Source organism: Vibrio sp. (assembly GCF_047973365.1).
Taxonomy (GTDB): Bacteria; Pseudomonadota; Gammaproteobacteria; order Enterobacterales; family Vibrionaceae; genus Vibrio.
Genome location: NZ_JBKEBW010000096.1, coordinates 15472 through 27075 on the forward strand (window position 1 = coordinate 15472; position 11604 = coordinate 27075).

Below are 11604 nucleotides of genomic sequence, written 5' to 3' on the forward strand. Positions count from 1 at the left end.
TGTAATTAATATAAATACATCTTTAAATCCCAAATTAATTTATTTTGTTAAATTTGGTGAGTCTTATTTTATGCAATGATGGGTTTAATTTACCTGCAAAAATGCGAGGCAATCTAAAAATAAGTGAGGTTAATGAATGGAGTTATGACTCATATATCGAAAATATAAAAAGTGATTTTAATATTAGTGCTCTGTGATATTTAATTATTTACAACAAAACGGCATGTTTAACTGAGTGAATATTTATAATGTCTGTCTGCTGGAAAAATCTAATTAAAAAAAATAATCTATTTGCCACTCGCAAGAGTGTTGCAGAATTAGCCAAAAAAGTGCTGCATCAGCACTCTATGATTATTGCACAACAGGTAACATTGGATGTTCAAGCGAGATTGGATATTCAAGCTAATAGTGCCGCCCATTATACTCGCCAAACAGCAGACATTGAATATGTGTGCCGTTTAATGTGGTTAGCGGTTCCGGCTAAACACATACATTCCGAAATCAATTATTTATTGAGTCAAAGAATTATTGACGGTACCACGCCAGAATCGAGCGGTTTTTGGCAATACGCGAAGAACTATGATCAGCGTGTTGTTGAAATGGCGGCCATTGCAATGGCATTGAAAGAAGCACCTGAAATTTACTGGCAGCCATTGAATGAGGAGCAGAAAGAAAACTTAGCCGCTTGGTTATTGTCGTCAACATACATCGCTCTTCCCTCTAACAACTGGTATTGGTTCCGTGTCCTCATTGTGGAGTCACTTTCTGCTTTGGGGATTGATATCAATAACCTGAATCTGGAGCTTGACCTTCAGGCTATCGATGAAATGCAACTGCAACAAGGCTGGTACCAAGACGGTGCTACTGGAGTCATGGACTATTACAATCCGCTGGCGTTTCAGCTTTATGGGTTGATGTATTGCCGATGGAACCCAGAATCACCCCGAAAAGAAAGGCTGCTTAATAATGCGTTAGAGTTTGCAAAAACCTACTGCACATGGTTTGACTCAGCAGGTCGGCAGCTAGCTTATGGTCGTTCTCTCAACTATCGATGTGCCTCTTTAGCGTTCTGGGCTGAGCTTGCCAGAGTATATCCTGAACATTCAGATGTGGGCTTATGGCGCACGTTGTGGACTCAGGGAATGAACTGGTGGGCAAATCAACCTATCTCTGACTGTAGCGGTATGTTACTTCCTGGGTATGCCTATCCAAACTTGCTTATCAGTGAGTTCTATACCAGTTCGGTTTCTCCATTGCTGGCGTTTAAGGCATTTAATGCGTTATCGATGACAGATTCACATCCATTTTGGCAAGCCGATGTCGAACCATTATCCGAAGTGGCTGAACCGCAATGGATCAATGACAACCATCTTCAATGGCGAAATGGTAGTAGCTATTTATTGACTAATGCATCGGGCAGTAACGAGCTTAGAGAGTGTATAGATAAGTACTACAAGTTCGCTTACAGCTCAGCGCACGGATTTTGCATCGACAGCGTTCGGTGGATAAATCAAGGCTGGGCAGGTGATAACATTCTGGCATTTCAGCATCCAGAGACGCTGCAGTGGTATAGCAGACCATGCCACATTGATGCTTTCAGAAAGGGCGATAGCTTAGTTTCCACCTGGTCTCCATTTATCGGTTGTAAGGTTACGACCTATCAACGTTTAGAGATGGATTATGAAGTTCGTCTACATCGTATATTCAGCAACCGAGAACTCTCTTTCCTGATGACCGGATACTGTGTGGATGAATGGCGAAGTTGGTTTAGCCATGTTGCCACAGCGCCTTCTCGAATTGAATCCAAAAATCTTTTTAGTGAACTGCGGTTAGTCAAGGGGCAAGGACAGACTTGTTGTTATCCATGTGCGCCCAACAGCAACGTTTTATACCCGCATTCCAGTGTTCCCGCTATTTCTGGTGTTATCCAAGCTAGAGAGACAGACATAGAAGTACATGTACTGGCAGGAAGTTTATCAGCGTTACATCCGTGATGCCTTAAGTATCTAGAAGTATCAAATTACAACCATCAAATTGATGTTAAAAATCTTAAAAACATAACCCTTGAAACATTCGATCATCTTATGGAGTTAAACATGGAAAAACACAATAAGATACCTCATCTAGGAAAAGCAGCGATTGCCGTTACCGCAGCACTGTCTTTTTCTAGTTGGGCCGGTAGCTACAATGAATCGCCACAACTCGCTGAGTTAGTAAAATCGGGCAAGCTACCGAAAGTTGAACAGCGTCTGCCTGAAAACCCACTTATCGTCGAGCCTAATGAGTCTATCGGTCAATATGGCGGCACGTTAAACTTGGTTGGTAAGGTGGTGGATAATGGTCACCGCAGTCGCACTATCGCTTACGATAATTTGTTTAACTTCGATACAACCTACTCGAACGTGATTCCCAACCTTGCGACGAGTTTTACGTCAAACGAAGAGAATACTGAATTCACTATTCATCTTCGCAAAGGCGTAAAATGGTCTGATGGTACTCCTTTCACCGCTGAAGATATTGCGTTCTATATCAATGAGATTGTCGGTGACCCTGAACATTCTGGTAATCGTCCGTTGGTTCTTCCTCGTCACGATTCTGCGAAAGCTGAAGTGGTAGATGCATTCACAGTAAAAATTACGTTAACGCAACCCAATGGTTTGTTTATCCGCAGTCTGGCAACAGTAGACAGTGAAAGCTATACCGCATTTCCTAAACACTACTGTTCTCAATTTCTGCCTAAGTTTAATGATAAAGCGGTAGAAAATGCGCAAGCCGCCGGTTTTAAATCATGGCGTCAGTACGCTTCAACTAAGTGTGAAGCACATTATTTCATTGAGCACTATGCAAACGTTGATCGCCCTGTTTTAACAGCATGGAAAGTGACAACGCCTCCAGGACCAAATGCAAGCTATGCGGTATTTGAGCGTAATCCTTACTACTGGCAAGTGGATACCGAGGGTAACCAGCTACCGTACTTAGATTCTGTACGCTGGCGCTACAGTGAAGACCAAGAAGAGATGGTACTTCGCGCAGCAAATGGTGAAGCAGATTATCAGCACCGTCATATTGGGCAAACGTCTTATCGTTCTTTGTTGATTGAAAATGAAAAAAAAGGCGGATATAGCTATGAGTTTCGTCCAAACACACAAAGTACTGAGCTAGCCATTGCACTGAACCAGACAGTGAAAGACCCGCTTAAACGCGAACTGTTTCAAAACAAAGAGTTCCGCATTGCACTTTCACATGCTATTGACCGTGAAGAGATCAGTGAAACGGTTTACTCTGGTGCTGTAAAAGCCTATCAAGCTGCACCATTAAGTATTTCTCCGTTCTTCGATGAAGAAATGGCGAAGCAATATACGGAGTTTGATCTTCACAAGGCGAATAAGATTCTGGATTCCCTTGGTCTGAGTAAACGTGATAGCGAGGGTTACCGTTTACTGAAGAATGGCGAGCGTCTGCGTATTGAGGCATTGTCAAAAGTTTCAGACAAAGGTGTATTAGCCGACTCTTTAGAGTTAGTGAAAAATCAATGGAAAGCTGTCGGTATTTTCTTGGATATTCGGGTGCTTGAAATTAACCACGTCATCAACTTACGTCTGACCAACGACTTCGACCTCATCCCAATTATTGGCGATGGCGGGGTAGGTATCATTGATGAGGCGCGTTTCTATTTACCATTTAGCCCGGAATCGACATGGGGCTTAGGGTATTACTTATGGGCAAGTGAGCCTGAAAATGAGTATGCAGTAGAACCGCCAAAACATATCAAACATCAAATTGACTTGTGGAACAAACTCAAGCAGACCTCTTCTCAAGCAGAACAACAGAAATACATGAAAGAAATTATCCAAATTGCTAAGGAGAACTTTTATGTCATGGGTACTGTTGAGGCGATGCCCGCGGGAGTTGTAGTGAACAATAAACTACATAATGTTCCTGAAAACATGCCACAAAACTACAACTTCCCAACTCCAGGGCCAATGCGTATGAGCCAGCTTTGGAAAAGCCAATAACTATCAGTTTTGAGTTTTGCTTAGTTTTTAGCTTTGTTTGGATTTTGCCCCACTAGAGTATGGGGCATTTTCATCGTTTTTCATAGCCATGATTAAATTTGTCAGTGGTGCGTTCTATGAAGTGTTGCTTAAGTTTTAATTCATTTAACGCATCAATAAGCGCTATTTAGGTTTTGATGTCATCATCTTTTGATATCAGGATAAGGAACAGTAATGAGCAGTTTTTTTCTGTTTGCAGGTAAGCGTCTGGTTTCGATTTTCGTTACGCTGTTAGCGGTATCTATCGTCGTATTCGCTGTAATTGATCTTCCTCCTGGTGATTTTGCTTCGGCCAAAATCGCTGAACTGCAATCTATGGGACAAACGGTTGACCCACAAATGATATTCACCATGCGCGAAATGTATGGATTAGATAAGCCTTTATGGGAGCGTTATCTAAACTGGATTTCAGGATTATTAGTTGGTGATCTGGGTATCTCGTTAACCACAAACCAATCGGTATGGACCACGATTGAACCTCGAATCTGGCCAACGATCTCGCTGGCAGCAGCTGTCTTTTTGTTTCAATTTCTGCTCGCTATTCCTATTGGTATGTACTCAGCTTTGCGTCAGTACTCATGGGGCGATTATGTCGCAACGATTTTCGGTTTCATCGGTATGGCGACTCCTAACTTTGTTATTGCCATTGTTGCGTTACTCATCGGGTATTACAGCTTTGATACGGTGATCTCTGGCTTATACTCCGATGAATATCTTGACCAACCATTGTCCTGGGCAAAGCTGATAGATGCTGCGTCAAGAAGCTGGATTTACATCTTAGTTGTTGGTACTGCTGGTATGGCGGGTATTATTCGTATTATGCGTGCAAACCTGCTTGATGAACTTAAAAAGCCTTACGTTAAAACAGCTCGTGCGAAAGGGCAGACGGAAGCGAAACTTATTTTGAAATATCCAGTTCGTATTGCCGTGCTTCCCATCGTTTCAACTATTGGCTGGATGCTTCCTGCACTTCTGGGCGCAGATATTATCGTCAGCCAAGTAATGAATATTCCGACTTTAGGCCCCTTAATGCTTGCGTCGTTACGTTCTCAAGACATGTATGTAGCAGGTGATGTCCTTCTGATTATGTCCATTCTCACCATTATCGGCACTTTGATTTCTGACCTTTTGCTGTACTGGATTGATCCTCGAGTACGTGTTGGTGTTGCGAAGGAGTTTTAATTATGACTACGTTTGTTATTCGAAATCTTGGGCATCAGTTTAAACGTCGCAAGACAACGCTTGATTTAACTACCGCAACGCAATGGCAATTGATCGGTTTTAAAATGCGCCAACATAAATTGGCTTGGTACAGTTTGAAATTTCTGCTAATTGTTTATGTCATCGCAATATTCGCTGAGTTTTTTGCGCCATTTGATCCAAGTGAAAACTGGCGCCGCTATACCTATGCACCGCCGCAGTCTGTTAGCTTATTTGACAACACGACCACCGGTTGGCGTTGGGCACCACACTTAGAATTTTTCCAAAGCAAAACCGATCAACGCACCTTAAAAAGACATTACGAGTTAGACCCAAACAGCAAAGTCTATTTCTCATTCTTTGCTAAAACTGAGTCGTATGAGCTAATGGGTTTTATTCCAATGAGCCACAAGTTTATTGTCCCTCATGACCCAAAGCAGCCTTTCTTTATCCTAGGATCTGACCGTATGGGGCGAGATATGTTGTCACGTTTAATCTATGGTGCACGTATTTCGTTGTCTGTCGGTTTGATGGGTGTATTTACCACTTTTATATTGGGCATTTTGATTGGTGGCGTATCGGGTTACTTTGGTGGAACGATAGATAACGTTATCCAACGAACTATTGAGTTCATTAAATCTATTCCGACGCTGCCGTTGTGGATGGCGCTGTCTGCATCTTTGCCTGCGGAATGGAGCGCTCTGACTAAATATTTCCTAATCACTATCATTTTGGGACTCGTTTCTTGGCCAGACATGGCGCGGGTGGTGCGAAGCCGCTTTATGTCTCTGCGTGGCGAAGAGTATGTTGCTGCAGCTTGGTTGGATGGTAATAGCCCGTTTGAAATTATTCGTTGCTATATGGTACCAAACTTCATGAGCCACATTATTGCGGTAGTGACTCTGGCGATTCCTATGATGATCCTTGGTGAAACCGCATTGAGTTTCCTTGGATTGGGCTTGCAAGCGCCGATGGTGAGCTGGGGTGTTCTACTTCAAGAAGCACAAAACATTCGAGCGTTGGCCGAAGCTACGTGGCTACTTATTCCTGCTGTGGCAGTCATCATCGTTATTCTGGCGATGAATTTCGTTGGCGATGGTCTACGCGATGCCTGTGACCCATACCATGATCAAGGTATAAAATAATGAGCGAAAAAATTCTACAAATAAGAAATCTTAACGTGAGTTTCCCAACCAGTATGGAGAATTTCCATGCAGTTAAGGGTGTCTCGTTTGATCTTTATCGTGGTGAAACCTTGTCGGTTATTGGCGAGTCGGGTTCAGGTAAGTCGGTTACTTCATCTGCAATCATGCAACTATTGGACAAACCGGGTCATATTGATTCTGGTGAAATTCTTTATACCACCGAAACTGGCGATGTTATCGACATCGCGCAAATGGATCCTCGAAGCAAATGTATGCGTACTCTACGTTGTTTCAATTTCTCATTGGTGTCTCAAGAACCCATGGCAGCGTTGAGCCCTGTTCATACTGTAGGTGACCAAATTGAAGAAGTATTGTGCTTAGTGGAACCAAACATTTCTAAACAACAAGCCCACATACGAGCGATAGCGCTTCTTCAGCAAGTTCTGATGCCAGAGCCGGAAAAGCTAATCAACAAATATTCGTTTGAATTGTCGGGTGGACAACGACAACGTGTGGTTATCGCTATGGCCATTGCCTCACGCCCAGACATATTAATTGCCGATGAGCCAACAACTGCACTGGACGTGACGACGCAAGCTGAAATTCTGTTGCTGTTTAAAAAACTCCAAGCTGAGCTTGGTATGGCGATACTGTTCATTACTCATGATTTAGGTGTTGTCGTGCAGATTTCCGACCGAGTAGTGGTGATGGAAAAAGGTCAATTGGTTGAGTGCGGTAGTGTTCGCCAAGTGTTTGAATGTCCTGAGCATCCTTATACTCAAAAGCTGATGGAAGCGACAAAGTCGTTAGAAAAACCATCAAAAGTTAAGGTGCCGTATGGTCTGCAACAAAGGCGGGAAATTAGGCCAATTTTAGATTTGAACGGAGTGAGCAAAGTTTTCCATAACCCTGCAAAAATGTTTAAGAAAAAAAGCACCATGACCGCAGTCGACAATGCTTGTCTCAAACTGTATCCGGGAGAGTCATTGGGTATTGTGGGGGAATCGGGATCGGGTAAGAGTACATTGGGACGAGCAATATTGGGTATGTCACCAGCGACATCTGGCACGATTCAATATGTTGATGAGGAGGGTGATGTTGAAATTGAATTGTCTAATTATAAACGCGCTGTACGTGACCCACTGTTTGCCGATCTTCGGCTTATTTTCCAAGACCCTTGGTCATCGTTAAACCCACGGATGACTGTGTTCGATATCATTGCAGAACCGCTTCTCAAATTACGCACTGACATGAACAAAGCGCAACGAGAAGAGCGAGTACGCAATATCATGAAATGGGTGGGACTACCGCCTCAGTTTTCAAGTCGCTATCCCCACGCTTTCTCTGGCGGACAGAGGCAAAGGATCGTTATTGCTCGCGCATTGGTGACAATTCCCAAGGTTGTGATTGCCGATGAAGCGACCGCTGCGCTTGATGTGTCATTACGCTCACAAGTGCTGGATTTGCTCATTGAATTCCAGAATGCTTATGGCACGGCATTCATCTTAATTACCCATGATATTGCCACAGTCAAGTATTTCTGCGACCGGGTATTGGTACTGCAACACGGAAAAATAGTTGAGCAAGGTTCGGTTGATCAAGTGATTTATCACCCGCAACAAGCGTATACACAGCAGCTCATTGCGGCTGTTCCTATCGCTGAATTGGCTCTGAAAATATCAACAGAGTTAGTTTAATTCTATTAATGGAAGCCTTCACGTTAGCGATATTGAGAAGGCTTGTTTCGCTAGAGGTTTGCATGAATATTTGGCACAAAATGTCTATCGTGAGTCGCTTTTATTTTGTTACTAGCTTGTTGCTGGCGGTTATCGCATTGATTGGTGGGACTGGTTTTTGGCAAAGTCAGAAACTCACTGAACAATTAGATTACATCGGCAAATTTTCGATGGATGAACTATCCCGATTGTCGGTTGTGGAAACTGAATTGGTCGAGTTAGAAGGGAATATCGCTCATTTCACGAGCGAAACGTGGAGAGAAGTCAGTGGACACGTTTTGACCCATGTGCAGTTTTCGAAAACAGAAGTTGTAGGAATTGACAAAGAGCACAGTGAATTGCATTTGCATTGGGTTATTCCAGATAGTTTTGAACAAGATTTTAAAAACCTGATGAGCATGATGGAACTGCATGATGAACTTCGCTCTGTACAGGCCAGACAAATTCAGCAGTACAAATTGATTTCGTCTCAGGTTAGACGTTTCATTTATACGCTGAACGCAACTGACAGAGCTCTCAACAATTCAAAGACAGTGGAAAACTTGAGTGACCTGCTTGATTCATTGATCGCTAACACAGATAAAGTATTAGATTCAACCAACCTCGAGGTCGTTAATACTCTGTTGGCTAATAATAAAGAGCTTAGTTTAGAGATTGGCAACATTATCAATGAACTATCGTCACGGACAGATAACTTATCGCACAGTGGCTTTGCATTGGTAAATTCATTGTTAGCTCATATTACTAACAATAAAGGTGTGACAGACAATCATTTGCAGATAATTAGGCTTTTTGAGAAAGAGAGAATGATGACAGAGAATATGTCTCATTCGGTAAGAGAGCAGATTAATGTTTTAGATGCGTTTAAGGATGTCCTCATCACTGAAGCACAAAATAAGGTCTTGCAAGTAAAAGACCAACAGAATCAATACATGTTACGCTTAGTTGTTTTCATCATCGCGGTTGGATTTCTATCCCTTAGTGTGGTGATCACAACATCTAGGCATATTCAGGCTGGTTTAAAAGCACTGAGTGAGGTGCTAAATGCAATGGCAAATAGAGACCTGACACTGCAAACCATTTATAGCGAAAGCAAAGAATTGGCTTGGCTGGCAAAGAATGTCGAATCCGTTCGAGAACTGCAGTGCGGCTTGCTAGGACAGTTGCAGCAGTCTTCCAATGCTCTGAATGACGTCGTTGAACATAATAGTGTCCATGTTCGTCAAACTGAGCAAGCCGTCAAAAACCAGGTTGAACTTACTGATGAAGTTGCTCTGTTAACGGAAGAAATGGAAGGTGTTATCAATCATGTCGCTCAGCAAGCAAAAGCAACGAATGATAAAATGTCGTTAGCGGTTGAAGAGTCACAAAAGGGTTATGAACATATCAAACTCAATGATAAATGCATCAGTTCTACATCCGTGTTGCTAGAGCAAACTGTTTCGACGATTGAACATCTGGTTAACGATGCTAAACACATTGAGTCTGCGCTTACAATGATCGAAGAGATTGCGGCTCGAACCAATTTGCTGGCTCTTAATGCAGCCATTGAAGCGGCGAGAGCAGGTCAACATGGGCAAGGATTCGCGGTTGTCGCTGATGAAGTCTGCCAGCTTGCAACGAATACTACGCAATCGACCAATGGCATTCTTGGAAATATTCAGTCACTGCAACATTCTGTTTCAGAATCCGTAAAACTGATACAACAGTGTAAAGCTAGCATGGTAGAAGCGACACACAGTTCGCAGATCTCTTATGATGCAGTGAAAGAGGTGAAGTTGTGTATTGATACTGCGGCTGAAATGTCTCACGCAATATCCGTGGCAACGGCGCAACAATTGACGACAAGTCAAATTATGGTTGAGAAATTGGCAGCAATCAAAATCAGTGCCCAAAGCAACAGTAGCCGTGTTGAAGCTCTGTCTGACAGTGTATTGGAGATAAAGCAAGTGTCGTCTAAACAACGAATTCTTGTCAGTGATTTTGTGATCTAATTGTGATGAAGATAATGTTTATGAATTGATATGTAATTGTTTGACTATGAGCCTTTTTTTGTGGGAAAGGCGATAAAACTGACTAAAACTGACTAAAACTGATAAATTTGACGATTAATTACTAAAAAAGATAACTGAAGCCTATTTTTTTTAAGCGCATTATTTTAAATTAACTGGCGGACGTTTAATCGTATGGAAACATGTTTTAGTTTTTTTGAACGCTGCCCTGTGCAGCATTCTGGTTAAATCGAGCTCATGCCAACTGTCTATTGGGCGATATAGAGTATGTCGATAAAAATGAATATTAAAAATAGGTAAGACAAGATGACAGCTGACAAGCAACCCGAATCGGTATCATCCGTATTAAAAACATTCGGTATTTTACAGGCGCTTGCGACGCAGAAAGATATTGGCATCAGTGAGTTAGCTCAAAGATTGATGATGTCGAAAAGTACGGTTTATCGTTTTCTACAGACGATGAAATCTCTTGGTTATGTCTCTCAGGAAGGAGAGACAGAGAACTATTCGCTAACTCTAAAGTTGTTTGAATTAGGCTCGGCAGCTTTGGAATACGTTGATTTGGTGGAATTAGCGAATGGTGAAATGCGCCGTATCTCTGATCTCTCTATGGAAGCTCTTCACTTAGGTGCTCTGGACGGTGATAGTATCATCTACGTGCATAAGTTAGATTCCAAATACAACTTGCGTATGCAATCGCGTATAGGACGTCGCAATCCTCTTTACTCAACAGCAATTGGTAAAGTATTGCTTTGCGTGCGCCCTGAACAAGAAGTTCGAGATATCCTTTCTGAAGTCGAGTTTGTTCAAACAACTGAACGTACCCATAAAGATGTGGATTCGTTATTGGTTGAATTGGCGCTAGTGAAAGAGCAAGGTTTTGCCGAAGACGTTGAAGAGCAAGAAATTGGTTTAAGATGTATTGCTGTACCGGTTTATGATCGCTTTAACCAAGTGATTGCGGGTCTAAGTATTTCTCTTCCAACCATTCGCTTTACCGAAGAGAAGAAAGCAGAATATATTTGTGAACTTCATGCGGCTGCTCGTCGTATTTCACAAAAATTAGGCTGTACAGAGTATCCGTACGCAGACTAATTGGTAGACATTTCAATGAAAAGCCGTATGTAGTTTATCTATGTGCGGCTTTTTTGCTTTTGTTTGGTTGAAAATTGACCATTAAATTTCTCCAGAATGGCATTATCCTCTTATACCATATATGGACCCTCTCTTATTGCAAGAGACAATCATGATAATTTCTGATACTCAATTGCTCCCATATATTCGGCTTTGGGTATCAGATTACCCGCCTTGATGAATATCCGAACCTAGCTTTCATATCATTCGTCGCGGCTTCAATGAGCCCTTGGTATAACCTGATTGGAACTAGGTGGTTATGAGCCTTCAATCATCATATTGTTTCTTTGGCAATTTGTTGAAAAGGTACCTCTGGTTATTC

The 11604-nt window shown here is 42.3% G+C and carries 7 protein-coding genes; all 7 read left to right on the plus strand.

From position 1 onward, the window contains the following. The first annotated feature begins 248 nt into the window (after positions 1-248). The 7 genes from ACK5MF_RS12860 to kdgR all read left to right on the plus strand — a co-directional run bounded on the left by ACK5MF_RS12860 (position 249) and on the right by kdgR (position 11243). Positions 249-1994, plus strand: coding sequence for a DUF2264 domain-containing protein (locus tag ACK5MF_RS12860; protein ID WP_416922827.1), 1746 nt, complete (start codon positions 249-251; stop codon positions 1992-1994). A gap of 102 nt (positions 1995-2096) precedes the next feature. After that, positions 2097-4016 (plus strand): ABC transporter substrate-binding protein, encoded by a 1920-nt coding sequence (locus ACK5MF_RS12865; RefSeq protein ID WP_416922829.1) that lies wholly within the window; start codon positions 2097-2099, stop codon positions 4014-4016. A gap of 213 nt (positions 4017-4229) precedes the next feature. Further along, on the plus strand, positions 4230-5237 hold the full coding sequence (locus ACK5MF_RS12870; protein WP_416922832.1) for an ABC transporter permease: 1008 nt from the start codon (positions 4230-4232) through the stop codon (positions 5235-5237). Positions 5238-5239: 2 nt separating this feature from the next. After that, the gene (locus tag ACK5MF_RS12875; protein ID WP_416922834.1) at positions 5240-6400 is read left to right on the plus strand and encodes an ABC transporter permease; all 1161 of its coding nucleotides are present in this window, start codon (positions 5240-5242) and stop codon (positions 6398-6400) included. Beyond that, positions 6400-8097 (plus strand): dipeptide ABC transporter ATP-binding protein, encoded by a 1698-nt coding sequence (locus ACK5MF_RS12880; RefSeq protein ID WP_416922836.1) that lies wholly within the window; start codon positions 6400-6402, stop codon positions 8095-8097. The genes ACK5MF_RS12875 and ACK5MF_RS12880 overlap by 1 nt, the downstream gene beginning before the upstream one ends. Before the next feature lie 62 nt (positions 8098-8159). Continuing rightward, positions 8160-10130, plus strand: coding sequence for a methyl-accepting chemotaxis protein (locus ACK5MF_RS12885; protein ID WP_416922838.1), 1971 nt, complete (start codon positions 8160-8162; stop codon positions 10128-10130). A gap of 324 nt (positions 10131-10454) precedes the next feature. Beyond that, entirely contained in the window at positions 10455-11243 is a 789-nt protein-coding gene (kdgR, locus tag ACK5MF_RS12890; protein WP_416922840.1) for a DNA-binding transcriptional regulator KdgR, read from the plus strand. Positions 11244-11604 lie beyond the last annotated feature (361 nt).

Excerpts from the sequence above, each read along its gene's own strand:
- ACK5MF_RS12860 (WP_416922827.1), top strand. The coding sequence starts at position 249 with ATGTCTGTCTGCTGGAAAAATCTAATTAAAAAAAATAATCTATTTGCC.
- ACK5MF_RS12865 (WP_416922829.1), top strand. The coding sequence starts at position 2,097 with ATGGAAAAACACAATAAGATACCTCATCTAGGAAAAGCAGCGATTGCC.
- ACK5MF_RS12870 (WP_416922832.1), top strand. The coding sequence starts at position 4,230 with ATGAGCAGTTTTTTTCTGTTTGCAGGTAAGCGTCTGGTTTCGATTTTC.
- ACK5MF_RS12875 (WP_416922834.1), top strand. The coding sequence starts at position 5,240 with ATGACTACGTTTGTTATTCGAAATCTTGGGCATCAGTTTAAACGTCGC.
- ACK5MF_RS12880 (WP_416922836.1), top strand. The coding sequence starts at position 6,400 with ATGAGCGAAAAAATTCTACAAATAAGAAATCTTAACGTGAGTTTCCCA.
- ACK5MF_RS12885 (WP_416922838.1), top strand. The coding sequence starts at position 8,160 with ATGAATATTTGGCACAAAATGTCTATCGTGAGTCGCTTTTATTTTGTT.
- kdgR (WP_416922840.1), top strand. The coding sequence starts at position 10,455 with ATGACAGCTGACAAGCAACCCGAATCGGTATCATCCGTATTAAAAACA.